At 43.0% G+C, this 25,314-nt stretch carries 17 protein-coding genes and 1 pseudogene; 11 read left to right on the top strand and 7 right to left on the bottom strand.

What is annotated here, in order from left to right; all coding sequences use genetic code 11:
- Window positions 1-11 precede the first annotated feature (11 nt).
- Window positions 12-752 (top strand): DUF2232 domain-containing protein, encoded by a 741-nt coding sequence (locus IQ274_RS02425; RefSeq protein ID WP_163928903.1) that lies wholly within the window; start codon window positions 12-14, stop codon window positions 750-752.
- Between the two features lie 63 nt (window positions 753-815).
- On the top strand, window positions 816-1,988 hold the full coding sequence (cobT, locus tag IQ274_RS02420; RefSeq protein WP_193867242.1) for a nicotinate mononucleotide-dependent phosphoribosyltransferase CobT: 1,173 nt from the start codon (window positions 816-818) through the stop codon (window positions 1,986-1,988).
- A 280-nt stretch (window positions 1,989-2,268) separates the two neighbouring features.
- Here the strand turns inward: cobT and IQ274_RS02415 are convergent, their stop codons facing one another.
- Window positions 2,269-2,637, bottom strand: coding sequence for a hypothetical protein (locus IQ274_RS02415; protein WP_193867241.1), 369 nt, complete (start codon window positions 2,635-2,637; stop codon window positions 2,269-2,271).
- Between the two features lie 356 nt (window positions 2,638-2,993).
- Here IQ274_RS02415 and IQ274_RS02410 point away from each other — a divergent pair, with 356 nt between their 5' ends.
- Window positions 2,994-4,172 (top strand): extracellular solute-binding protein, encoded by a 1,179-nt coding sequence (locus IQ274_RS02410; RefSeq protein ID WP_193867240.1) that lies wholly within the window; start codon window positions 2,994-2,996, stop codon window positions 4,170-4,172.
- A 142-nt stretch (window positions 4,173-4,314) separates the two neighbouring features.
- Here IQ274_RS02410 and IQ274_RS02405 read toward each other — a convergent pair whose 3' ends face one another.
- Both IQ274_RS02405 and IQ274_RS02400 read right to left on the bottom strand, forming a co-directional pair.
- Window positions 4,315-4,866 carry a hypothetical protein gene (locus tag IQ274_RS02405; RefSeq protein WP_228057980.1) on the bottom strand — a complete coding sequence of 184 codons (552 nt, stop codon included), beginning with the start codon at window positions 4,864-4,866 and terminating at the stop codon, window positions 4,315-4,317.
- Window positions 4,867-5,218: 352 nt separating this feature from the next.
- Complete coding sequence (locus IQ274_RS02400; protein ID WP_193867239.1) at window positions 5,219-7,816, bottom strand: U32 family peptidase; 2,598 nt, start codon at window positions 7,814-7,816, stop codon at window positions 5,219-5,221.
- Window positions 7,817-7,962: 146 nt separating this feature from the next.
- Between IQ274_RS02400 and IQ274_RS02395 the strand changes: the two genes are divergently transcribed.
- The 3 genes and pseudogenes from IQ274_RS02395 to IQ274_RS02390 all read left to right on the top strand — a co-directional run bounded on the left by IQ274_RS02395 (window position 7,963) and on the right by IQ274_RS02390 (window position 10,441).
- Complete coding sequence (locus IQ274_RS02395; RefSeq protein WP_193867238.1) at window positions 7,963-9,234, top strand: hypothetical protein; 1,272 nt, start codon at window positions 7,963-7,965, stop codon at window positions 9,232-9,234.
- A 20-nt stretch (window positions 9,235-9,254) separates the two neighbouring features.
- Window positions 9,255-9,350 (top strand): annotated as a pseudogene (locus tag IQ274_RS36255) (type II toxin-antitoxin system HicB family antitoxin); the annotation flags it as partial.
- 212 nt (window positions 9,351-9,562) lie between these two features.
- Complete coding sequence (locus IQ274_RS02390) at window positions 9,563-10,441, top strand: peptidoglycan recognition family protein (RefSeq protein WP_163928907.1); 879 nt, start codon at window positions 9,563-9,565, stop codon at window positions 10,439-10,441.
- Window positions 10,442-10,658: 217 nt separating this feature from the next.
- On the opposite strand, the gene ribBA is transcribed toward IQ274_RS02390, so the two are convergent.
- Window positions 10,659-12,332, bottom strand: coding sequence for a bifunctional 3,4-dihydroxy-2-butanone-4-phosphate synthase/GTP cyclohydrolase II (ribBA, locus tag IQ274_RS02385; RefSeq protein ID WP_163928908.1), 1,674 nt, complete (start codon window positions 12,330-12,332; stop codon window positions 10,659-10,661).
- A 331-nt stretch (window positions 12,333-12,663) separates the two neighbouring features.
- Here ribBA and argC point away from each other — a divergent pair, with 331 nt between their 5' ends.
- Entirely contained in the window at window positions 12,664-13,722 is a 1,059-nt protein-coding gene (gene argC / locus IQ274_RS02380) for an N-acetyl-gamma-glutamyl-phosphate reductase (RefSeq protein WP_193867237.1), read from the top strand.
- Between the two features lie 104 nt (window positions 13,723-13,826).
- On the opposite strand, the gene eno is transcribed toward argC, so the two are convergent.
- On the bottom strand, window positions 13,827-15,116 hold the full coding sequence (eno, locus tag IQ274_RS02375) for a phosphopyruvate hydratase (RefSeq protein ID WP_163928910.1): 1,290 nt from the start codon (window positions 15,114-15,116) through the stop codon (window positions 13,827-13,829).
- Between the two features lie 116 nt (window positions 15,117-15,232).
- Between eno and IQ274_RS02370 the strand changes: the two genes are divergently transcribed.
- The 3 genes from IQ274_RS02370 (at window position 15,233) to clpB (ending at window position 19,064) form a co-directional block, all read left to right on the top strand.
- Window positions 15,233-15,406, top strand: a complete 174-nt coding sequence (locus IQ274_RS02370) for a hypothetical protein (RefSeq protein ID WP_193867236.1) — start codon at window positions 15,233-15,235, stop codon at window positions 15,404-15,406.
- Window positions 15,407-15,436: 30 nt separating this feature from the next.
- Window positions 15,437-15,871, top strand: coding sequence for a lactoylglutathione lyase (gloA, locus tag IQ274_RS02365; protein WP_193867235.1), 435 nt, complete (start codon window positions 15,437-15,439; stop codon window positions 15,869-15,871).
- A 553-nt stretch (window positions 15,872-16,424) separates the two neighbouring features.
- Window positions 16,425-19,064, top strand: coding sequence for an ATP-dependent chaperone ClpB (gene clpB / locus IQ274_RS02360; RefSeq protein WP_193867234.1), 2,640 nt, complete (start codon window positions 16,425-16,427; stop codon window positions 19,062-19,064).
- Window positions 19,065-19,157: 93 nt separating this feature from the next.
- Here the strand turns inward: clpB and IQ274_RS02355 are convergent, their stop codons facing one another.
- The gene (locus IQ274_RS02355; protein ID WP_193867233.1) at window positions 19,158-21,647 is read right to left on the bottom strand and encodes a tetratricopeptide repeat protein; all 2,490 of its coding nucleotides are present in this window, start codon (window positions 21,645-21,647) and stop codon (window positions 19,158-19,160) included.
- Window positions 21,644-22,969, bottom strand: coding sequence for an AAA family ATPase (locus tag IQ274_RS02350; protein ID WP_193867232.1), 1,326 nt, complete (start codon window positions 22,967-22,969; stop codon window positions 21,644-21,646). The genes IQ274_RS02355 and IQ274_RS02350 overlap by 4 nt, the downstream gene beginning before the upstream one ends.
- Before the next feature lie 268 nt (window positions 22,970-23,237).
- Between IQ274_RS02350 and htpG the strand changes: the two genes are divergently transcribed.
- On the top strand, window positions 23,238-25,226 hold the full coding sequence (htpG, locus tag IQ274_RS02345; RefSeq protein ID WP_193867231.1) for a molecular chaperone HtpG: 1,989 nt from the start codon (window positions 23,238-23,240) through the stop codon (window positions 25,224-25,226).
- Window positions 25,227-25,314: the final 88 nt, after the last annotated feature.

The raw sequence follows: 25,314 nt of genomic DNA, 5'->3' as shown, positions 1-25,314 counted from the left end.
ACTTGTCAAATATGAGTATTTTAGATTCTCTGCCAGATGAACCGGAGGAAGAACCATCAACTGAATCTTCAACTCCCCACAATCATTGGTTAGACAAAGAACAACAGTTAATGCCTCCTCAACTCAAGGCTGATGCGCCATTGAGGATGGTAGAAACGGCATTTTTAGCCAGTACTGCTAGCTTAATTTGGTTTATTAATTTCTATTTCCCCTTGGGCCCAGTTTTACGGATATTTTTTCCGGTTCCCATCGCTCTAGTTTATCTGCGTTGGGGCAAGCGTGCGGCATGGATGGCAGCACTCACTTCTGGGTTACTGCTGACTGTACTGATGGGGCCAGCCCGTAGTTTGCTGTTTGTCATGCCCTACGGGTTTATGGGCGTGCTTTTGGGAGCGACATGGTATCGTCGTCGTGTTCCCTGGATTGTTTCTATCACCTTGGGTACGCTGCTGGGTACTTTGGGGGTCTTTTTTAGACTGTGGTTGCTGTCTGTTTTGTCGGGTGAAGACCTGTGGATTTATGTGATTACCCAAGTGACTGAGTTCATTGAGTGGGTATTTTTAAAGCTGAGTTTATTGGCGAGTCCCAGCGTATTTTTGATTCAAGTGGGAGCGATCGCTCTAATTTTACTCAACAACTTTATCTACCTTTTTGTGGTACATCTCGCAGCATGGTTTCTTTTTGACCGTCTGGGCAATCCCATTCCCCGTCCACCACGCTGGGTACAAGTCCTCATGGATTATGAGGGATAGTTATTAGTCATTTGTCATTTATCCTTTGTCCTTGGTTAAATAATTAGTCCTAACTAATTCCCAATGCCCAATTCCCAAATTCGTATTTATACCCAAAAAGAACAAGGTGAAGAATGGCTGCGACGATATCGTGGTTGTCTGCCCGTATTTGGATGTGTTTTAGGATTTACTGAAACTGGTTTAATTCCAGGGATTTCCGCAGCCGGTCGGACTCCAGAGGATCGGAAATATACCGCTTGTGCAGATGCTGAGTTTTTGTATTACGGCCCAGAACATAAGCCCCAACATCCCCTACCACCATTAGCGGCTGGGGCTTCACCTGTGCTGATTTCTCGCGCTGTTTTTGAGTCGCTAAAGATACCAGTTCATTTGTTTAATGCTGGTTTACCCCACCCTCCGGCTGTGCCATTAATTGACTTGGGTGGCGCTTCTGCTAAGTGTTTAAGTGGAGGCGCTGCTATGGAAATTACAACAGTACACCACTTGTTTAAACAAGGGCTACTTTGGGGAGAACGCCTTGCTGCCAATATGCAACAGAGTTATGTGATTTTTGGTGAGTGCGTCGTCGGAGGTACTACAACTGCCCTGGCAATCTTAACTGCCTTGGGCATAGATGCTGCCGGAAAAGTTAACAGTAGCCACCCTATTTGTAACCACGGGCAAAAGTGGGCACTAGTGCAAGCAGGGTTAGAGAAAGCAGGGAGCAGGGGGCAGGATGAGATATTTCAATCTCAAATCATGACTTCCATAGATCCGCTAAAAATCGTCGCTGCTGTGGGCGATCCCATGCAGGTGGTGGTAGCTGGAATGGCGATCGCAGCTAGTCGTAGTTGTGGTGTAATGCTTGCCGGTGGGACGCAAATGCTGGCGGTTTATGCTCTGATGAGTGCGATCGCTCAAGCTTACGCCTTATCATGGCAACCAGAAGCAGTAGTTATAGGCACAACTCGTTGGGTAGCAGAAGATCCTACTGGCGCTACAGTTGACTTAGCCCTCAGCTTAGAAAAAGGCAACTTGACTCCGAGTGGAAGAACCCCTCCCCTATTAGCAACTGATCTCAGCTTTGCTGATTCTCGTTATCCTCAACTGAGAGCTTATGAGCAGGGCTTTGTGAAAGAAGGTATGGGTGCTGGGGCAGCTTGCATAGCCGCCCATCTTGGCCAAAATTGGCAGCAAGACCAACTTTTAGCAGCTATTGAATCTCAGCTTGAACGGTTAAGTACAGCATTTCATTAATTTATAGGGAATTAAATTTGTCGGGACTTTGCATCCCTCTGCGCTTTCTTAAAAACTTTCATTTGTTTCATAGTGAGGAATGCACTAAAAGCTTATTATCGTACACATCACACTATTACATATATTTACGTAATAGTGTGTTTTGCTTTTCATCAATTTGATAGTTGGATTAGTTGCTTATACTTAAATATATGCCCACAAAACCATCACTTGATATTGAGCCTAAAGGCTTGCCTTCCATACCTCCAGGCATTTTTAATTCGTTGAACTTAGGTTAAATTTAATGAATTCTTTCTCTAAGTAATTGTTCTTCCAAGGCAGCAATGCGATTGTATGCTGCTGTTAACTGCGCTGTTAGTCGTTGTATTTGAATTTCTGGTGTTATATTATCTCCGCTTTGACGAAGCATATCTAGATAAATACCATCTGTTAATACATCCTTGTGTTCCATTTCTGGGTTTAAACTGACACGTCTGAGCTGATAGCCTCCAGCCGCACCATTTTCCTGATAATTATCCTTTGCTTGTGTATTTGCTGTAGAACACTCTGAGAAAGTTTGAGTGACTTTAGCATCAAGTTGCTCAATTACTTGACAGAGGGCATCCAGTTTTTCGCTTAAAGTCAGGATCTGTTGCTGTAATAGCTCCATTTAATACCTTTATCCGTACATTTTCTATATGTTATTCAATTTACTCCCAACCTTAACGATACTTCTGGATTATTTAAGTATTGATAATTTTTGGTGCAAATGTGACATTTAAATCATTATTTCTAAATGTAGGTAAAGTTTGACTACAAGTACCACTAATGAAATTTATGGAGATAAATTCACTTTTAGGAAGTAATTTGCTGATAAAGTTGCTATTTTGAGTCAAATATTCCAAATTATCGGTATTAACCACAGAAAACTCCAATAATTTTCCAACTCCGCTTTTTCACCTAGTCAGCCTCTGGTGAATCTCTGCTTAATATTAGGTATAATCAAAAATCTTAAATCCAAAATCAATGGATCGACGGTCTTTTTTGCTCGGTACAAGCACACTGGCACTTTCACAACTGCTTTTTGGCTGTGGTGGAAACAGGCAGACGCAACTAAAAGTACAGTTATTAAAAGGTTCTATACCTGGTCAGGTGGTGAATCAGTTCCACAAAGGTTTGCAGCAACAGGTGCAGTTAAAGTTTGCCCCAGTCGAGCAGATAGAGGATTTATTTCAGCAATTACAAAATTGGCAGAAAAAACCAAAAGCCACCGATGAACAAGGATGGAGTCGCTTTATACCCTTTAGGCAGGGTCAAAAAACGGCTGATGCAGACCTCGTGACATTGGGAGATTACTGGCTAAAAGCAGCGATTGAGCAGAAACTGATTCAACCACTCCAAGAGTTACAGGGAAACCAATTAAAGCAATGGTCTGCTTTAGATGAAAAGTGGAAAAAATTAGTAACACGCGACGACCAAGGTAACTTGGATACTCAAGGGAAAGTGTGGGGCGCGCCTTATCGGTGGGGTACCACGGTGATTGTTTATAACCGTGACAAGTTGCGAGAATTGGGATGGACACCCAAAGATTGGAGTGATTTGTGGCGAGATGGAATGCAGCAGCGCATTTCCCTACTTAATCAACCACGAGAAGTTATTGGTCTGGTCTTAAAAAAGCTAGGCAAATCTTACAATACAGAGAATCTTGACCAAGTACCAAACTTGGAAAAAGAATTACAGACATTAAACCAACAGGTGAAGTTCTACAGTTCCAATAACTACTTAGAACCTTTAATTATGGGAGACACCTGGCTAGCGGTTGGTTGGTCAAGCGATGTACTGCAAGTTCTGGGACGTTATCCGCAACTTGGCGCAGTTATACCCCAGTCAGGAACAGCAATGTGGGCGGACTTGTGGGTGCGTCCCGCAGGTATTGATAAGGGTAATTTATCAGATCAATGGATTGATTTTTGTTGGCAACCAAGTACAGCTAAACAAATTTCGGTGCTGACTAAAAGTAATTCGCCAATTTCAACAAATATTGCCGCTTCCGACATCCAAGAACCATTACGGAGTTTGTTACAGAGCGATGTCTACGACGGGCTACGCCTACGCGAAGTTTTGGATAAAAGTGAATTTTTACTTCCCTTACCGCCATCTGCAATAAAACAATACGAGTCTTTGTTCGCCAAAATGAAGGTTTAATTGGTCATGGGGCATTGGGGCATTGGTTATTAATTATTCTCTTCCGCTCCCTCATCCCTCATTCTCTGCTCCCCTACCCCCTGCCTCACCTGCTTATCCCAACCATATTGCCTCATCTCCCCACTCCCCACTCTCTAATTGTCTAGAGTGAACGCTGTAAGCCTATCTTGTTCTTAACAGTTGTTTGGATACTACATAAAGCTGGACTTGTACTAAAGTTGCAAGTGTAAGTTGCTAAGGGTTCCTTTTGATAGTTAAATACCCGGACATTGTAACCAAAGTTACGTGCAGCGCTACCCAAGCGATTTACGAAGTCGTAGCGCTCTATATACTCTAGTAAGCTCCAAATTTGCTGATTCACGATCAAGTCTACTCGTGCAGGTTCTTTGCCAGAAGCTGGATATGCTATCCAATTATCTAATAGCTTTCTCTCAGAGTTTTGTTGTGCCCACCATAAACTCGGAACAGTTAATTCTTGTGGATGAATTGTGTTAGCTGTGATTACATAGTCTTTTGGCTTGGTCAATAAATCTAGTTCTAAAGGCGCACTCGATGGCGACGGTATTGAGCGGGTTTGCGCTAGCGAGGGCGACGGGATTAGTAAAGTGGTGAGGGCAATGGTTAGTAGTAATGAAAATGATGTTTGGCGTTGGCGCAGCCCGCCGCAGGCATCGCACAATTTAGGTATATGCATAGCTGATACTAATTCGTAATTAAGGCATTAGTAAAAATTCGCACAATTTAAACTTTAATGGCAACGATGCGAATTATTCAATAGTCTGATGTTTAACTTTCTTGTTGATACAGCGTCGGCTTGAGATGTTCCTCCACGACGTGAATTAATTGTATTTGTTGCTCACCGAAGAGAGCAGGGGAGGCAGGAGAAGAAGAGAAGCAGGGGGGGAAGAAAATACCTCTCCTGCTCAGAAGGAGTCTGAAGCTAGGCTGTTGACTTTGTTGGTTTTAAGGCAAAATTATTTCATGCAATAATGATGTTCTTAAATGCTCCTAAAGCACTTTCCCAAGCTGGGTGTTCATAAAATGAATTATGAGCGCAATGCAGATACTCTCATAGGGCCACGAGTTACGCCCAATTGATTTTGCAGCTTCAACTCGCGCCATAGTTGGGAACCTGTAATTTCACCTTGCAATAATTGACGATAGCGATGTATTATTTTAGTCACTTGATCAGGGGTTTCATTTACAAACTCGATACGAAAGTGACGTAATCCCAGCTCTATCAGACGCTGTACGTACTCGGCTCCAGTTTGGGCTGTGCCGTTAAATACAGTGTTGCGGCAACCTACATCTGCCTTGAGGACATGTTCGCTGCCTACACGATCTTTTAATTTTACTTCCTGCTTTTCACAAGGTCGTCCACAGTTAGTATGATCTGTACCTGTCGATAGAAAAGCACAGAATACGCAGTGTTCCATGTGAAACATCGGTATATGTTGATGGATTGTCACCTCAAACCACTGGGGTGGACAACTGGTAAGCAGGTTTTGCAGTTGGGTAATATTCAGGTCATAAGATGCCGTCAACCGTTCTAAAGCAAAGCGTTGCTGAAAGTAGTCTGCCGTCAAGGGGTTAGCAACATTGAGCGAAAAATCTCCAATACAACGGTCTTGAGAAAAGAATTGCAATTGGTCATAGTTCCGTATCAGATAGCCATCTGCTTCACAGGCACGTACCTGCTGCAAAATCCAATTTTCACCAGGTTTAGTAATTCGGGGTGGTGCAACCCAGATTGTGGGGAGTGGTGAGTTATCAGTTAAAAGTGAAGAATTGTCTGCTTTGTTTTTTTGCTGTTGTTGGCGAACCATTTGCACCGCTTCTCGGTAGGTGCGAGGATCTTCAAATTCACAGTAAAGTGTTTCAATCCCAGCTTTGAGGGCGGCTTGGAGTTGCTTGAGGTTTCGTACTAAGACGATCAGTGAAGGAGAGGAGAGGGATAAGGAAGATGAAGAGGGAAGTAAATCTTGGAAAGAGACATCAGAACGTAATTGCCAGCGTTTAGGTTGACTTCGTAATTCTTCCAACTGCACCACAATTTCCCGCCGCATCCGGTTCAATTCACTTACGGGTAGCATAAGGGAAGTGCTGAGGTGGTTGGTTAGTTTTTCCAAAACGAAAGGCGTGTTACCGAGACGACCGAATTGTTCTTGTAAACGTTCTGTATCTAAGGGTTTAGTGTGCGCCTCCACCAGAGAAATTGCAGATTCTACCTGGACAATATTACCGAGTTGATCGCGGGCGATCGCAATCAATGGCTGACCAATTTCTCCATAAACCTCTACATCAATGGGACGCTGAAATTGTGGGTTCTCGCCTGCAAAACTTTGACGCAGTTGCTTATCGAGTTCGGGATCGCTGGTTTTCCAAATGTGATCGCCTATATGCACTCGGCGCAGGTTCAAGTCATTTCGACCAAAGGTCAGCATTGCTTCTTTACCCTTGGACACCACAGCATAAACTCGGCCGCCTTCTTCCTTCGCTTCTGGATGACCGCAGTCAAATACAATTCCATCCCCTGGTTTTACAGGCGCTTCCAGTTTGACTGTCACCTGTTCGTTGTGGATGCGGGTAACTTCACCTAAATAAACCCCACGTTTTTTACCAAAGCGGGCGTGAACTAGTTCTTGATTATTAATCCCGCCAAACCAACCCGTGTAGAGTCCGCGAGAAAATGCCATCTCTAGGTTGTAGTGTTCTTGATTAAGTGGAAGATCCCCCCAACCCCCCTTAACAATGGGGGCTATTTTCCCCCCTTTTGAAGGGAGGCTAGGGGGGATCTCCTCCATCACCCGATCTAGGGCTTGTCGATAAACACGGGTGACATTAGCAACATACTCTGGAGCTTTTAGGCGACCTTCAATTTTGAGACAAGTTACTCCTGATTTCACCAAATCGGGCAAAACATCTAACCCTGCTAAGTCTTGAGGACTGAGTAAATATTTGCGTTCTTTTAAATTTACAACTTCCCCATCAGCGATTAAATCGTAGGGCATCCGGCAAGCTTGGGCACATTCACCTCGGTTAGCAGAACGTCCGCCTAAAGCTTCGCTAGTCAAACACTGACCAGAATACGCCACGCACAAAGCACCATGAACAAAAACTTCCAAGGGCAGCGAAGTTTCTTGTTGGGCAATCTGCTGCTGAATTTTATTGATTTCCTGAAGAGAACATTCACGCGCCAGCACCACCAATTGACAGCCGAGGGACTTAGCAAATTCCACCCCAGCCGCACTAGTGATGGTCATTTGGGTGGAAGCATGGATGGGAAAATCAGGCGAGAGGTGACGGATGAGACGACAAATTCCGACATCTTGAACAATGACGGCATCCACACCTGCGGCAATAATTGTGCGGAGATATTGCTGCGCTTCTACTAATTCTTTGGGAAATATGAGTGTGTTGACGGTGACATAACCCTTTATGCCGCGACGGTGCAGAAATGTCATTAATTGGGGTAAGTCTGCCTCAGTAAAATTTTCTGCCCGCATTCTGGCGTTGAAGCGATCCAAACCGAAGTAAATCGCATCTGCCCCATTTTCCACAGCAGCTTTAGCACATTCCCAATTACCTGCTGGTGCAAGTAGTTCAGGACGTTGAAGAGAGAGTTGGGGGCGATCGCTTTTCATCAGATTTAGGGAAAGTTAACTAGCACCATAGTGATTTTATCTAAGTTTGTGGGGGAGGGTGCGATCGCTTCCTCAGCTCCAAAAAAAGCGATACACCAAAATTATTCTTGGGAATACTGAGATTAGGTCTATTTTGGCAAACAAATATGGTTAATCCTTTCACTCAGAAACCTGAACCATATCCGTTTAAGGGAGGAGATGCCTCGGAATACGAGGTATTCATAGGTAAAGCAGGTACTTGGTGTACCCGCCATCATTCGACTGGAGAGACAATCCAATCTGTTCAACCAGCTAATTTTGATATGTTTAACATTGCTAATCTGGGAGTAAATATACTCAATCTTGGTGTTGGCATTTACAATGCTGCTCAACTTCACAAGGTCACAAAGAAATTAGACCGAAATCATGAACAGATTCAATTATGTTTTAATAGCATTCAAAATGCCCTTACTGTTCAACACCGCACTCTTGAATTATTAATTTGCAATCAGTCTAACTTAGCACAGCAAATGAATATTTTACGTGAGGAAATGCGTACAGGTTTTCAAAATGTTGTAGCGGAAGTTAAAGATTTAGAAGCTCGTAGGTGTAGAGAAGAGTTTGAGACTCGAACCTTCAAATTACTTAAAGCTTATGAGCGGTTCAGTTATATGCTACCTGAATCACTGGAAGCAGATCAGCTTATTGAGAGAGCCGAAGATTTAGAAGCTTGGTTGAGAACTCAACTTAATCGTATTGATGCAGGAAAACCTGAAAGATTACCATTATTTGTGGCTCTTTCCTTTAGTGTCAGAGCTAAAGCTGATGCGTTTGAAGCTAAAGGAGGAGATTACACAAGTTTTGCTACTAAAGATATTGGTTTACTAATAAATCAACTTCGTGATGAAGCTCGTGTATTTTGTGAGGGACGCAGTTTATATACTCTTGGAATAGAAATGCCAGAAATCCTCTACCAATATGCCCTATTAAATCGAAGTCTTTGTAAGGGACGTAATTTACAGACAAAAGTAGACTCTGAAGTGCTTTTTTCAGCAGAGGAGTTGAATTGGAATGATGGAATGCAAGAATTAAGACAATTATTTGAACGTAAGGTTGAGCATATTGAATATATAGGCGGAAATTCAAGTATAGATTTACATACAATGGCAGACTATGATTGGTACATAAATTTTGCGAATAAAGATAGCATTACATTTAATATTCATTCTTGTCCTTCCATTAAACTTTCTGATATTCTCCGAAAAATTGGTTATCCAGAACCTCAAACAAGTTATATCAGAACAAGTTCACTTCAAACCTGTAAAGCCTTTGCTCTGCCTGAAACAATGAAGAATATTTCCCAGCTTATACAAAACGAGTTTGAGTTAGAAAATTTCCCTAAACTTCGTGGTTTAAACAATTTAGATATACAGAAATAATAAATGAGCGATCGCTAAGTATGGTTATTCAATGGTCAAATCAGGATAATTGCTACTTGGTATACTTACCAGAATTCCTTTGGCAGCAATTCCATACTCATGGCAAAAGTTATGAAGTTTAAATAGCTCCCTAGACAGAGGAAGCGTCTAAAACGATTATTTAGCATTCCAACATATACTAGTAACGTATATTTGACTAGAATTAAAGTGTTATAGTGATTATCGTTTGGATACCATCTACGGTAGGGGTTTACGGAAGTGCGCCTCTACGAAAGACATGGCAGTTTAGCTATAAGTTAATATCTACCGTTTTACGGGTATTAGAAAAATGAGGTTTAAAGACTGGGCGACTAGGGTGTTACTAATCTCGCTGATGTTCATGGCTGTAATTGTAGTGCTGCTAATTGGACGAGCGACAAAATTACAGAATAATCCGACAACATCCCATGTATCTAATCCACGGGTTATGGCCTTCAGTCAGTATCCGCAGGTGCAATTCCAATCAGCGAAAGAGCCAGAGAAAAAATCTCAACGTGTTATCAAGTCCCCAGTCAAGACTAACAAGCCTGTATCAAGGTACATAACTACTCAAGCTTTTGCAAAGTACAGACCTAGTTATCAAGTTGCTTCGGTTGATCCTAGTAACTATGGAGAACGGTACGCCCAAGATGCTAATGGTATACCTCTTCACAACCAACCGATTATCGTCCTCCATGAAACTGGTTATTCTGCTTCCAGCGCCATTAATTTCTTTCAAGTAGCCCATAACGATGAAAGTGTACAGGCAAGTTACCACGCCTTAATCAAATTAGATGGAACGGTGGTTTATTTAGTACCGCCAGAAAAGCGGGCTTTTGGTGCAGCTAACTCAGTATTTGAGAGTCCACAGGGATTGGAAACTGTGCAGACTAATCCAAAGTTACCTGCATCTGTGAATAATTTTGCTTATCACGTTTCTTTGGAAACACCGCCAGATAGTTATGACAGTAACAGCCAACAAACCCATAGCGGCTACACGGAGGCTCAATATAAGTCTCTTGCTTGGTTAATTGCTCAAAGTCAAGTTCCAGACTATCGAATTACTACCCATCATCTCGTAGACCGTTCTGGTAAAAAAGTTGACCCAATAAATTTTGATGGTAATAAATTTCTGAGTTTACTTAATACTTTTCGTCAGGTTAGACCAATTTATAGAGCAAGTAAATAATTTATTCGTAATGACATGGCAAGACTAAAATGTTGCAAAAAATTGTAGGTTGGGGAGCCACTGCGTTGCACGGGTTTCCCGCATTGTAGCAAGTGGCGTTGGAGGCTGTGCGTAACCCACATTCTGATATATGTTGGGTTGCGCTCCGCTTCACCCAACCTACGTCTAATGCACTATTTTAGTCTTGCCATGCCACTACAAAATTTATTGAACCAGGCTATTTGCTAAAGCTATAGATTTGCTGCTTTTCTAGGCGATCGCTAATCGACGAAGGCAGTGTACCATCCGAGAATGTCTGCCGATCCAGTTGGACTTGTAAATTACTCAAGGGATCGCAACCAGAAGAAATCAGAAATTCTAGTTTCTGGATGTATGGCAAGGTGGCGAGGTTATCCAGAATTTGGAAGATAGCTTGTATATAAGGATGGCCACTTTGTTGATACCAATCAGAGCTAGCAACTTTTGCTTGATCAAAACCCAAGTGTACTGTCAAAGATGGCTCGTCAAATATAGCGATCGCTAACGGACGCGCTTCTTCTTGCAACAATAAATCATTACTTTTCGCTAAATGTCGCAGTTTTTCTAAGCGTTCATAACGTTCTGTCACAGCTTCCGGGTCATCTTGCCAATGGATTGCTACTGTCACCAGATAAGTCTGTAACAGCATGTGACCCAGCTTTTTCGCCTTTGTCGCTAGGTAATAAGAATTGTAGTCGGTTGCTTCAATTAACAATGGCACGCGATCGACTACTTCCAATCCATAGCCCTTAACTCCAGCAATCTTACGGGGATTATTGGTAATCAAACGAATCTTTTTGATGCCCAAATCCATCAGCATTTGTGCGCCCATCCCGTAGTCTCGCAAGTCAGCAGGAAATCCCAAACGCTCATTTGCTTCAACTGTATCCAGTCCCATATCCTGCAACGAGTAGGCTTTTAGCTTGTTAATCAAGCCGATGCCCCGCCCTTCTTGACGCAGGTATACAACTACACCTTGACCAGCAGCCTCAATCATCTTCAGCGCAGCTTCTAACTGCATCCGACAATCGCAGCGCAAAGAACCCAAAGCATCACCAGTTAAGCATTCTGAGTGCATCCGCACCATTACTGGCTCATCTTTGAAGTTACCTGGATCTCCTTTGACAATTGCAACGTGTTCTGTATTATCCAGGGTATGGCGGTAGGCGTAAATTTCAAACTGCCCGAATTGACTAGGCAGCTTAGTAATTACCTCACGATACACCAGGCGATCGTGCTGTAGGCGATAGCTGATTAAATCCGCAATACTAATTATTTTTAAATTGTGACGTTTGGCATATTCAAATAACTGTTGCAACCGCGCCATTGAACCATCGGGGTTTTGAATTTCACAAATTACCCCGGCTGGATATAGCCCTGCTAGTCGAGATAAGTCTACAGCCGCTTCCGTATGCCCTGCGCGTTTGAGTACACCGCCAGCTTTTGCCCGAATGGGGAAAATATGACCAGGACGACGTAAATCGGTAGGTTTTGTGGCTGGATTGAGAGTAACCTGGATAGTGCGGGCGCGGTCTTCTGCTGAGATGCCAGTCGTGACACCCAATTCTGGGCCAGCATCAATGCTAACAGTGAAGGCAGTTTGGTTAGGATCTGTAATGTTGCTTACCATCAAAGGTAAGTCTAGCTCGTCTAAGCGATCGCCTGTCATTGCCAAACAGATCAGCCCTCTAGCTTCCACCGCCATGAAATTAATCGTGTCGGGTGTCGCAAATTGGGCAGCACAAATTAAGTCGCCTTCATTTTCTCTATTTTCATCATCTACCACTACAATTACACGACCAGCTTTTAGGTCTGCTAAAGCGGCATCAATCGAATCAAATTTAAAAGCTTGGGTAGGATTAGGCTGTGACACAGAAAGATTTCCAGCTACCAACGTAAATTTTTTTTACAATTTCTTCTTTTAGATTGTAGCTCCTTTATAAGGCAGAGAAGTAGACTAGCAATGATTTGATAACAGGGCAAAAATTTTTGCCGTTCAAAATGGGGATTTCAAAGTGCCGATAGCCAAGAATGAACAGGATAAGGGGGACAAATACAATATTTTGTAACTTCGCCGCGTCTTCTTACTTTGCGTCCAAAAAAAGTAGAGGGGTTTTAGGTGTTTTGTACGCTAAGAGTCTAGTCGCTGATATTGTTGATAGCTGAGAACGAATTAACTATTCATGGGATAAGGATTTCAGATCATGGGCAAATTTAGACGCGTACCCGTTGGGATTATTGGCGCGTCGGGCTATGGCGAAGTACAGTTAGTACGGCTACTGATGGATCATCCAGAAGTCGAACTGGTTTATTTAGGTGGTGAGAGTAGTATCGGTAAATCCTTTGGGGATTTGTACCCGCATCTGGCTCATGCCACTAATCTACCAATAGAAGCGGTAGAACCAGAAATAATTGCTCATCGCTGTGAAGTAGTTTTCTTGTCTTTACCAAATGGTCTGGCTTGCCAAATCGCGCCCAAACTATTAGAAAAAGGATGTAAAGTCCTGGATTTGAGTGCAGACTATCGGTTCAGGGATTTGACAACTTATACAAATTGGTATGGCATTGAGAGAAGCGATCGCACCATTGCAGCTACAGCAGTTTATGGATTACCAGAACTTTATCGCGATCGCATTGCCGAAGCTCAACTTATTGGCTGTCCTGGTTCCTATCCCACTGCGAGTCTCCTTGCACTTTCGCCACTCTTAAAGCAAGGCTTAATCGTCCCAGAAACAGCTATTATCGATGCCAAGGCTGGCACATCTAGCAGTGGACGGCAACCTCAAACCAACTTATTACTATCTGAAGCAGATAATTCCATCGCAGCTTTCAATATTGGCCGTCACCGTCACACCCCAGAAATTGAGCAAATTTGCAGTGACTTAGCTGGTCACGAACTGATGATCCAATTTACACCGCATCTTGTCCCAATGGTACGCGGGATTTTGGCAACGGTATATGCCAAAATGAGCGATCCCGGTCTAGTGCGAGATGACTTAATCACAATTTTCTCAGCCTTCTACCGCAACTCTCCTTGGGTAAAAGTCTGCGGTAGCGGCATTTACCCTCAAACCAAATGGGCTAACGGCAGCAATCTTTGTTACATCGGCGTAGAAGTTGACTCGCGCACAGGTCGAGTGATTGTCATGTCGGCAATTGACAATCTAATTAAAGGGCAGGCGGGTCAGGCGATTCAATGTCTTAACCTGATGATGGGTTGGGATGAAACTTTGGGGTTGCCCAAGTTGGGGTTTTATCCATGATGGGGAATGGGGAATGGGGAATGGGGAATGGAGTGTTGGGAGTTAAGAGTTTTGTTTATCTTCTTGTCCTCCCCTGCCTCCCCTGCTCCCCTGCTCCCCAGTCCCTACTTCGGCCCTAAACCTACAGCACCAGCATAAACGGCGCGATCGCCTAGTTCATCTTCAATTCGCAGCAAGCGATTATATTTTGCTACCCGTTCACTGCGACAGAGGGAACCTGTTTTGATTTGACCGGCACGGGTTGCTACGGCTAAATCAGCGATCGTTGTGTCTTCGGTTTCACCAGAACGATGGCTAATTACTGAACGGATGCTGTTACGTGTTGCCAAATCAATCGTTTCCAAGGTTTCGGTGAGAGAACCAATTTGATTGAGTTTAATCAAAATGGCGTTAGCGGCTTTTTCCTGAATCCCTCTTTGCAAACGAGTAGCGTTCGTTACAAACAAATCATCCCCTACCAATTGCACCCGTGAACCTAACTTCTGGGTCAGCAATTGCCAACTTTGCCAATCTTCTTCATGTAAACCATCCTCAATTGAAACAATTGGGTATTGGTCAACAAGTTGTCCTAAATAATCAATAAACTCAGCCGGGGCGTGAGGTTTACCATCGTAAACATACTGACCATTTTTGTAAAATTCGCTAGCAGCCACATCCAAAGCCAAAGCTACTTCTTCACCTGGCTTGTAACCAGCTTTCTTAATGGCAGCAACCAGCAATTCCAAAGCCACTTGATTAGATTCTAGGTTCGGGGCAAAGCCGCCTTCATCGCCTACACCAGTAAGCAAACCCTTCTCATCTAATACTTGACTGAGGGTAGCAAACACCTCTGCACCCCAGCGCAATGCTTCCCGAAAAGAAGTTGCGCCAATTGGGACAATCATAAACTCTTGAAAGTCCACGTTGTTTGATGCGTGTGCGCCACCGTTAATTACGTTCATCAATGGCACTGGGAGCAAATTCGCTAAAGGGCCACCCAAATAGCGATATAGAGGAATATCTAAAGATTCAGCACCTGCTTTGGCTGCTGCTAGAGAAACCCCCAAAATCGCATTCGCGCCCAAATTGGATTTGTTAGGAGAACCATCTATGGCGATCATCGTGCGGTCTAGGAGTTCTTGGTTGAGGGCATCCAAGCCTAGTAATTTTGGTGCAAGCGCTTCTTTGACGTTTTGTACTGCCTTGAGTACGCCTTTGCCCCCATAACGGCTTTTATCGCCATCACGCAGTTCATGAGCCTCAAAAGTGCCTGTGGAAGCACCACTGGGAACCTGCGCTAGTCCGACAACACCATTGGCTAAATGCACTTCGGCTTCAATTGTTGGTCTACCGCGTGAATCAAGAATTTCACGGGCTGCGATCGCTTCAATGGCAGTGTCTAAAAATTTACTCATCTGTACTTTATCCTTTATTCGAGTGTGTTACGCACCCAGTCCAGTTGCCTAACCCAATCGCTAGCTTATGCTGTTAAGAGACTTTATTGGCTGAGATTAAAGAAGATTTCCATTGTATGGATAGGGAACAAGACCAAAAACGGGTAAGGGAATCAATGAAGGCAGGAGGCAGAAGGCAGGAAGCAGAAGGAAAACTAATTGCCCTCTCCTTCTTTCAATTAATTCTTTCCCTGATGGCATTTCTACCTGAAGACTTTCAGCTAGGTAAAATGTTGGCAGGCAGAGAATAACACTAAATCAATTACACAGAAAAGGTCAATATGCGATTACTACATACAATGCTACGGGTAGGAAATCTGGAAGAGTCGTTGAAATTTTACTGTGACCTTTTGGGTATGAAATTACTACGCCGGAAAGATTATCCAGGGGGAGAATTTACCCTGGCTTTTGTGGGCTATGGTGACGAAAGCGACAACGCAGTGATCGAACTAACCTACAACTGGGGCGTGGAAAAGTACGAATTGGGTAATGCTTATGGTCACATTGCCCTTGGGGTTGATGATATTTACGCTACCTGTGAAGAAATCCGCAATCAGGGCGGTAAAATCGTGCGCGAACCAGGACCGATGAAACATGGTTCGACAGTAATTGCTTTTGTGGAAGATCCAGATGGATATAAAATTGAACTGATTCAACTAGGATCTCAAGGTTCAGCAGCCAAACAGGAATCACAAGAGCAACTTGTGAGTCAGTAATTCTTATAAGGGATTTCCCAAAAAATAAATTATCGCTAGGGTGGAATTTCACTTACTGAAGCTGGATTTAGATCCCCGACTTCTTGAAGAAGTCGGGGATCTGGGCAGCAAGTTTTGCTTAAGAGCGAGACGCGCGATACTTTTCGCTTTTTGCCTCCGCTTTTTAGGCGGGTTAGGGCATATCCTCTGCGTAAATCCTATTAGTGTATCCGTATTCCTAAGAGCGTAGGCGTAGCCGTCGTAGGCATCGCTCCAATAACATCATCTGGCAAAGTCCGTTCAGAACAGTGTTTTCGTTTTAAATTAGGAAATAGGTAGTAGATTAAACTATCACCAAATTACCATTCCTAAATTGCCACCGGAGATACACGCGGATATACGCTGAGAATGTTTGGATAATTAGGGACTGGGGACTAGGGACTAGGAATTAGTGACTAGGTAAAAGTTTTCCAATCCCCAGTTCCCAATCCCCAGTTCCCAATCCCCAGTTCCCAATCCCCCATTACCAATGCCCAATCCCTAAACTAAAAATCAAAATTCCAAAATTATAAAGATGCAACCTACAGATCCAAATAAATTTACTGATAAAGCCTGGGAAGCAATTGTTAAATCTCAGGATATAGTCCGTGCTTATCAACAACAGCAACTAGATGTTGAACATTTAATTATTGCCCTGTTAGAAGAACCCACCAGTCTAGCAATACGTATCCTGGCTCGATCTGAGGTCGATCCAATCCGCTTCCAACAGCAGCTAGAAGCCTTTATTCAACGTCAACCCAAAGTTGGTAAAAGCGATCAGCTTTATCTTAGCCGTAGTTTAGATGTTTTACTAGATAAAGCCGAGGAAGCTAGAGTCAGGATGAAAGACTCCTACATTTCTGTAGAACATATACTTTTAGCTTTTGCTGAAGACGATCGCATTGGACGAAAGATCCTCAAAAGCTTTAGTGTGGACGCAGCTAAACTAGAAGCTACTATCAAAGCCGTTCGCGGTAGCCAAAAGGTAACAGATCAAAGCCCAGAATCGCGCTATGAAGCTTTACAAAAATTTGGCAGAGATTTGACAGAACAGGCAAAAGCTGGAAAACTCGACCCAGTAATTGGGCGAGATGACGAAATTCGGCGGGTAATTCAAGTATTGTCTCGTCGGAGCAAAAATAACCCTGTGTTGATTGGTGAACCTGGGGTAGGTAAAACTGCGATCGCAGAAGCTTTGGCACAACGGATGGTAAACGGTGACGTTCCCGAATCTCTGAAAAACCGCCAACTGATATCTTTAGACATCGGTAGTTTAATTGCTGGGGCAAAATTGCGAGGAGAATTTGAAGAACGCCTGAAAGCTGTCCTCAAAGAAGTGATGGACTCTAACGGTCAAATTGTCTTGTTTATTGACGAACTACATACCGTAGTTGGTACAGGTTCCAGCCAACAAGGGGCAATGGATGCCGGAAATCTGCTCAAACCAATGCTGGCGCGGGGAGAACTGCGTTGCATTGGCGCAACTACCCTCGACGAGTTCCGCAAACACATTGAGAAAGATGCTGCCCTAGAACGCCGCTTTCAGCAAGTATTTGTCGATCAGCCAAGTGTGGAAAATACTATTTCCATTCTGCGAGGGTTGAAAGAACGCTATGAAGTGCATCACAACGTCAAAATTTCTGATTCGGCTTTGGTAGCAGCAGCAACACTGTCAGCGCGTTATATTAGCGATCGCTTTTTGCCAGATAAAGCCATCGATTTGGTAGATGAAGCAGCAGCACAGTTGAAAATGGAGATTACCTCCAAACCAGCAGAATTGGAAACCATTGATCGCCGCCTCATGCAGTTAGAAATGGAAAAGCTGTCATTAGCTGGCGAAGAAAAGGGCACTCCCCAAACAAAAGAGCGTTTGGAGCGCATTGAGCAAGAAATCGCCAATTTAACTGAAAAACAGCAAGTATTTAACGAGCAATGGCAAGGTGAAAAGCAGATATTGGAGGCGATAAGCGCCTTAAAGAAAGAAGAAGATGCGCTGCGAGTGCAAATTGAACAGGCGGAACGTGCTTATGACTTAAATAAAGCTGCTCAACTGAAATATGGCAAATTGGAAGGAGTACAGCACGAGCGTGAAGCCAAGGAAGCGAGCCTTTTAGAAATTCAAAACCAAGGTTCGACATTGCTGCGAGAACAAGTCACCGAAGCCGATATTGCCGAAATCGTCGCCAAATGGACAGGAATTCCCGTCAATCGCTTATTGGAATCAGAACGGCAAAAACTACTGCAATTAGAAAGTCATTTACATCAACGAGTCATTGGGCAAGAAGAGGCTGTAGAAGCTGTAGCAGCAGCGATTCGTCGCGCCCGTGCGGGGATGAAAGATCCCTCGCGTCCCATTGGTTCATTTTTGTTCATGGGCCCCACAGGAGTGGGCAAAACCGAACTTGCCCGTGCTTTAGCTCAGTTTCTCTTTGATTCTGATGATGCCTTGGTGCGTTTGGATATGTCTGAGTATATGGAAAAACACTCAGTTTCTCGGTTAGTAGGAGCGCCTCCAGGTTACGTAGGCTATGAAGAAGGCGGTCAACTTTCCGAAGCAGTTCGCCGCCGTCCTTACTCAGTGGTGCTGCTGGATGAAGTCGAAAAGGCGCACCCCGATGTGTTCAATATTTTGTTGCAGGTGTTAGATGATGGGAGAATTACTGACTCTCAAGGAAGAACGGTAGATTTCCGCAACAGCGTTATTGTGATGACCAGTAACATAGGCAGCGAACATATTTTGGATGTATCGGGTGATTCTCAGTATGAAACGATGCGGAAGCGGGTAATGGAAGGTTTGCGATCGCATTTCCGCCCAGAATTTCTCAACCGCGTCGATGATATTATTCTCTTCCATACCCTAAATCGCACAGAAATGCGGCAAATCATCCGTATTCAACTCAAGCGGGTAGAAAATCTCTTGCGCGAGCAAAAAATATTCTTTGAGATATCCCAAGCAGCTTGCGATCACCTTGTGGAATCAGGCTATGACCCTGTTTATGGTGCGCGTCCACTCAAACGCGCAATTCAGCGAGAAGTAGAAAACCCTCTCGCCACCAAGTTATTGGAGAATACTTTTATCTCTGGAGACACGATTATCATTGACAAAAATGAAAATGGTCTGTCTTTTAGTAAAAAAGTGCTGGTGAAGGTGTCAGTACCACAGATTGCTACATAGTCTAAGAAGGCGATTAAAATCGAGGCTACACAGATAAAACCCACGGAGGTGGGTTTATTTTTTTATGTTAATTTCAGACGCTTAAAACTATCGCTACATTCTTTGTTGAGTTAAAACTTGAAAGCACTCATCTTGCCGAATACTATCAAAATATGAGTCAGTTTTTGCCATCTCACGATATTCATCAGGAATTAGGTTGACAGCCTGCTGTAGATTTTTAATCGCTAATTCGCCATTGTTCTGTGAAGCATAACAGCAAGCTTTGTTGTACCAAGCAATATGATTATCAAGTTTAATCTCTATAACTTTATCAAAACTTGTAATAGCTTCTTCATAGCGCTCTAACTTCATGAGTGCAAAGCCTTTATTAGACCATGTAACGTAGTCATTATATTTAAATTCAAGGGCTTTGTTGCAACTTTCTATAGCCTCTTCATATCGACCTAAGTAATAAAGCGCAAAACCTCTATTTGCCCAGGTGATTTCAAAATCTGGTTTAAGTTCAAGAACTTTGTCAAAATTGTTAAGAGCTTCTATGCAGTGTTCTAAGTCAGATAGTAAAAGACTTTTTTGGTTAAGGAAATCCTGGGAAATAAAACCAATTTCTAGCGCTTTTTCATAAACAGGACTCCTTCCTTCAGAAGAGAACTTTTTAAGCAATAAATAGCCTCGATTGTTCCAGCATTGGTAGGCATTGGGTTGATTTTCTAACACTTTATCAAAACTGGAGATGGCTTCAGAGTAACAATCTAAGTGATATAAAGCATAGCCTCTATGCTCCCAAGCATAGTAATAATCTGGTTGAATTTCTAAGCAGGCTTCATAATTTGTGATTGCTTCATAGTATTGACCCAAATTAAATAGTGCGCGACCCTTGTTGTACCAAGCGTGGTGGAAATCAAGTTTAAATTTAAGTGCTTGGTCGTAGGATGCGATCGCTTCTTCATTACGTCCTAATTTTTGTAGCACATTACCTTTCATGTCCCAAGCATAGTGATAATCAGGTTTCAATTGCAGTGCTTGGTTATAGGATACGATCGCTTCTTCATTGCGTCCTAATTTATATAGCACATTACCTTTGCTGTACCAAATATAGTGATAGTGAGGTTTAAATTTCAGTGCTTGGTCATAGGATACGATTGCTTCTTCATTACGTCCTAATTTATATAGCGCATCACCTCTCCTGTCCCAAGCATAGTGATAATCAGGTTTAATTTCCAGTGCTTTGTCGAAGGCGGTGATCGCTTCTTCATTGCGTCCTAAATTCCTTAGTGCAATCCCCCGATTGTACCAAGCATAGTGGTAATCATGTTGAATTTCCAGTGCTTTGTCGTAGGAGGCGATCGCTTCTTCATTGCGTCCTAAACTCCTTAGCGCAATGCCCCGACTTTTCCAAGCTTGCTGGTAATCAGGTTTAATTTCCAGTGCTTTGTCGAAGGCGGTGATTGCATCTTCATTACGTCCTAAATTCCCTAGCGTATCGCCCAGGTTGTCCCAAGCTTCGTGGTAATCAGGTTTAATTTCCAGTGCTTTGTCGAAGGCGGTGATCGCTTCTTCATTGCGTCCTAAATTCCCTAGCGCAATGCCCCGATTGTTCCAAGCTTGGTGGAAATCAGGTTTAATTTCCAGAGCTTTGTCGTAAGATGCGATCGCATCTTCATAGCATCCTAAATCTTTTAACGCATACCCCCGGTTGTCCCAAGCTTGGTAGAAATCAGGTTTAATTTCCAAGGCTTTGTCATAGGATGCGATCGCATCTTCGTAGCGCCCTAAATTTCCTAACGCATTGCCCCGGTTATACCAAGCTTGGTGATAATCTGGTTTAATTTTCAGTGCTTGGTCGTACGATGTAAGAGCTCCTTCATATTCCTTAGCAGTAATCAACAGCCTTCCCAGTTCACGTAGTAAGCTAGCTTTTCGACTATCTATCTGAGATTTTTCTGTAAGTAAATCTTGAATTTCTAAGACTTTCTCTATCCTTTTCTCCGAAGTTAATTTTAAATATTCACCAAAATCTGCTTCATCGAGTAAACGGGACGATTCTTCATCTACCACTTCTGGCGTGGTTGGTAATTCAAACACGCCAGAACGCCAATCAAAAAAATCTGGGGCGCGGTGAATAAAATAGTTTATCGAAAATGAACGCAAAAGAAAAACAAAGCTAATGGGAAAATCATCTCTAAAGCGTTCTCGCTGTTGGTTTAAGTGATTTAAAATATGTGGAACACTGGTCAAATTGCTAAATTGACCTTCTGTAATTTCCCCAAAACTTCTTTTTTCATATTTATATAAAGAATATTCCAGCCCTTTAATCAATAAAATATCAACTTGCTTATCTTTAACAAACTCAACTACTGGCTGATATAAATTATCAATCGCCTCAACCAAGCGCAAAACTGCAATCTTCTTCTGCGGAATCTCCTGTGGAAGTTTGACAATCAAATTGTCTGCTTCCACAGGTGTACATTGGACAAAAAATAAACCAAATCCTGATTTTCGCTTCAGCGCGCGAAGCAAGTCTTGATAAGCTTCTTCTGGTTCTGGGGGTAAATCATCATCCCAATCACTTAAATTTGGGTTCATGAAAGTTTCGCTACGGCTTCTTTAAATTCTGGAATTCCTTGAATCAATGGATGAATATCATACCAACGCTGCATTTCTCCATCATCATCCAAATAGCGGTATTCTAAAAGACATCGGTTATACATCAAACTGCGATATAAGTCATCATTAATAATGCGTTTAGAACAAGATACTTCCGCTAACAAACACCATTGATGATTTTCCACAGCGCGGCGATAAGTATCTCTGGCTTGAGTAATTGCTCGTCGCACAGCCTTTTCTGAAACAGGTAACTCTTCAGTGCGTCCAATGGCATCTTGAGTTAACAATAGCAAATTTCTCACATGACCTCCACTCATTAAACAAAGTCTGTCTAAAGTTTGGGGACTGTCGAAAATTTCTGTTTCTAATGATAGTTCGGGTGCAATTTGCCGGACTCTCTTGTTAATTACTTCCTTAACTTTCTTGAGTCCTGGCTGATAAATGTCTCCCTTGAGAGTGTTTACCATAATCATCGGCAAAATTTGGGGGTCGCCGTAGATATCTCTGAGGTCTGTTGCCCTGGTAGAATAGACCATTGAAATGGGAATAGTGTAAATCAAATGGCAATCTAAAGCTTGGAGTTGTTCGCTACGGTCTAAAAAGACTTCCTCATAGTTGGTGCGTTCTCCGTCTTTGACTAACACCATCCGGTCTAAGTTATCAACAATTACCGCCAGTTTCTTGTAGCCATTAGGTAAGTGCTGTTTTGCATCCACCAGAAACTCATTTAACACCTGAATTAAAGTGACGGTGTAAGGATCAATTTTTTGGCGAATCTTCTGGCGTAATTCAGGAACAGCCCTTAAATTTGCGGTCAACTTGGCGAATTGAGTTAGCTGTGCTTCTACTCCTAGACTCTCAAATTCTATGGGAGTCTGTGCTAAATCTTTTAAATCTTCCCAACGACCTTTCAACCAGTCGAGTATAGGACGAGGACTAGCAATTTCTTTTAAATCTTTGAGCAAACGGCGGGTACAGGCGAGGAGAATATCTGTATATTGGGCATCTTCAGAATCGATATCCTCTTCATCAGCCGCAAAATACACAACATAAAATTCCCGATTTTCTAAATATTTCTTTAACCTGAGTAATTCTGTAGACTTCCCCGCACCCCGATGACCAGAATACAATTGGCAAGTATTTGTATCTGCCAATCGCATCCGATTTCCCAACTCTTGCTCAATATCCGCCTCTCCACGAACATCCTGACAATCTACATATTTTGGATCGCCTGCGGGTAAGGGTTCAAAGGGGTTAAAGGCATTGTAGAGTTTTGCGAGTAAGTCAGAACTATTAACCATAGGTAAAAAATATAGCAATCATGCTCATAATAATGGAGATTAAGCAGAGACGCGATTAATCGCGTCTGTACTAGGAAGTAGGGAAATCCGAATCAGAAATGGGGGCAAACAATGCTTAAAAAAGGTGCGATCGCCTAAGCTATGCTTTTAAAATCCTAATTGGTATCATGTCCTTCTGTATTCTCCGGGTTTATCCTGGAAAGCAGAGGGCTAGGCTGTATAAGCCACTATCATCATTTCAGATACTAACATCGAAAAATTACCAATTATGCTAGAACAAGGCACTATCAGTATTCATACTGAGAATATTTTCCCGATCATTAAGAAGTCGCTTTACTCAGATCACCAAATTTTCTTGCGGGAACTCGTATCCAACGCTGTAGACGCTATCCAAAAGCTGAAAATGGTATCCCGCGCCGGAGATTACGCTGGAGACATCGGCGAACCGGAAATTGAAATTGCCATTGACAAAGATAAAAAAACTCTATCCATTTCCGATAACGGTATCGGGATGACCGCAGATGAAGTTAAGAAATATATCAATCAGGTTGCCTTTTCTAGTGCTGAAGAATTTATTCATAAGTATGAAGGCAAATCAGATCAACCGATAATTGGGCACTTTGGTCTTGGTTTCTACTCTTCTTTCATGGTGGCGCAAAAGGTAGAAATTGATACTTTATCCTACCAAGAAGGGGCGCAGGCGGTTCACTGGACTTGCGATGGTTCCCCAGCTTTCACCCTAGAAGATTCGTCCCGGACAACTCGCGGCACAACTATTACTCTCAGTCTGCAAGGAGAAGAAGAGGAATTTCTAGAGTCAGCACGGATTAAAAACCTTGTCAAGACTTATTGCGATTTCTTGCCAGTACCAATAAAACTCGACGGTGAGGTAGTAAATAAGCAAAAAGCACCGTGGCGAGAGTCTCCAAGTAATCTGAGTCAAGAAGAGTATTTAGAGTTTTACCGCTATCTGTATCCTTTTCAAGAAGAACCTTTGTTGTGGGTGCATTTAAATACTGACTATCCCTTTATCATCAACGGGATTTTGTATTTCCCCAAAATGAGGCCGGATGTAGATGTTACCAAAGGACAGATCAAGCTATTTTGCAATCAAGTTTTTGTTAGTGACAACTGCGAAGAAATTATCCCGCAATTTTTGATGCCGATGCGGGGTGTGATTGATAGTACCGATATTCCGCTAAACGTATCGCGCAGTGCCTTGCAAGGCGATCGCACCGTGAAGCGAATTGGTGACTACATTGCCAAAAAAGTAGGCGATCGCCTCAAAGAACTTTTCCGCGATAATCGTGAACAATACATCAGTGCTTGGAAAGACCTCGGCACCTTTGTAAAATTCGGCGTTCTCAACGACGATAAATTCAAAAAGCAAATCGAAGATATCATCGTCTTCCGCACCACCGCCAAGCTGACAGAAAAAGTTGCTGCTGAAACTCCAGTGGTTGAAGTCCAGTCTTCAGACGGGGATGCTTGGCAAGATGTAACTCCTTCACCCAGTGCTGAAAACTCAACCCCCAGCGCTCCATATACTACGCTGAAAGAATATCTAGAACGCAACAAAGAACGCAACGAAAACCGGGTTTTCTACAGCACCGATGAAGCAACCCAATCTACATACATAGAACTGCACAAAAATCAAGGATTGGAAGTCCTGTTTATGGACTCCTTCATTGACACCCACTTTATCAACTTCCTAGAGCGGGAATATCAGGATGTCAAGTTTACACGGGTAGACTCAGATTTAGATAATACTCTGCTGGAACAAGATAAAGATAAGGAAATTGTCGATCCGAAGACGAACAAAACTCGGAGTGAGACGATTAAAGAGTTATTTGAGAAATCGCTCAACAAACCCAAACTCAACATCCGTACCGAAGCGTTGAAATCAGATGATCCTCAAGGTACACCACCTGCGATGGTGCTTTTACCAGAGATTCTGCGCCGCCTGCGAGAAATGAACGCCATGATGCAGCAGGGAACAGCAGAGTTTCCTGAAGATCATATTTTGCTGGTGAACACTGCTCATCCGCTAATTCAAAATCTGGCAAATCTGAACCAAGGTACTATTATCCAAGGTGACGGTCAATCGTCTACAGATCAGTTAGTGAACCTGATTTGTCAACACGTCTACGATTTAGCGCTGATGTCTCAGAAAGGATTTGACGCTGAAGGAATGAAATCTTTCGTCGAGCGATCGAATGAGGTACTCACCAAGCTGACGGAACAAGCTAGTAAATAGTTGGGAATGGGGAATTGGGAAAGAGGGGGCAGAAGTTCTTTAATTTTGAATTTTGAATTTTGAATTGATTTCTCCCCTGCTCCCCTTC

It is taken from the genome of Nostoc sp. LEGE 12447 (assembly GCF_015206985.1).
GTDB lineage: Bacteria > Cyanobacteriota > Cyanobacteriia > Cyanobacteriales > Nostocaceae > Nostoc.
Note: the sequence above shows the minus strand (reverse complement) of the source record. Positions and strands in the feature narration are given on the sequence as shown.

Bases quoted from the DNA above. Each gene is read 5' to 3' on its own strand.
- IQ274_RS02425 (WP_163928903.1), top strand. From the start codon at position 12: ATGAGTATTTTAGATTCTCTGCCAGATGAACCGGAGGAAGAACCATCA.
- cobT (WP_193867242.1), top strand. From the start codon at position 816: ATGCCCAATTCCCAAATTCGTATTTATACCCAAAAAGAACAAGGTGAA.
- IQ274_RS02415 (WP_193867241.1), bottom strand. From the start codon at position 2,637: ATGGAGCTATTACAGCAACAGATCCTGACTTTAAGCGAAAAACTGGAT.
- IQ274_RS02410 (WP_193867240.1), top strand. From the start codon at position 2,994: ATGGATCGACGGTCTTTTTTGCTCGGTACAAGCACACTGGCACTTTCA.
- IQ274_RS02405 (WP_228057980.1), bottom strand. From the start codon at position 4,866: ATGCATATACCTAAATTGTGCGATGCCTGCGGCGGGCTGCGCCAACGC.
- IQ274_RS02400 (WP_193867239.1), bottom strand. From the start codon at position 7,816: ATGAAAAGCGATCGCCCCCAACTCTCTCTTCAACGTCCTGAACTACTT.
- IQ274_RS02395 (WP_193867238.1), top strand. From the start codon at position 7,963: ATGGTTAATCCTTTCACTCAGAAACCTGAACCATATCCGTTTAAGGGA.
- IQ274_RS02390 (WP_163928907.1), top strand. From the start codon at position 9,563: ATGAGGTTTAAAGACTGGGCGACTAGGGTGTTACTAATCTCGCTGATG.
- argC (WP_193867237.1), top strand. From the start codon at position 12,664: ATGGGCAAATTTAGACGCGTACCCGTTGGGATTATTGGCGCGTCGGGC.
- eno (WP_163928910.1), bottom strand. From the start codon at position 15,116: ATGAGTAAATTTTTAGACACTGCCATTGAAGCGATCGCAGCCCGTGAA.
- IQ274_RS02370 (WP_193867236.1), top strand. From the start codon at position 15,233: ATGGATAGGGAACAAGACCAAAAACGGGTAAGGGAATCAATGAAGGCA.
- gloA (WP_193867235.1), top strand. From the start codon at position 15,437: ATGCGATTACTACATACAATGCTACGGGTAGGAAATCTGGAAGAGTCG.
- clpB (WP_193867234.1), top strand. From the start codon at position 16,425: ATGCAACCTACAGATCCAAATAAATTTACTGATAAAGCCTGGGAAGCA.
- IQ274_RS02355 (WP_193867233.1), bottom strand. From the start codon at position 21,647: ATGAACCCAAATTTAAGTGATTGGGATGATGATTTACCCCCAGAACCA.
- IQ274_RS02350 (WP_193867232.1), bottom strand. From the start codon at position 22,969: ATGGTTAATAGTTCTGACTTACTCGCAAAACTCTACAATGCCTTTAAC.
- htpG (WP_193867231.1), top strand. From the start codon at position 23,238: ATGCTAGAACAAGGCACTATCAGTATTCATACTGAGAATATTTTCCCG.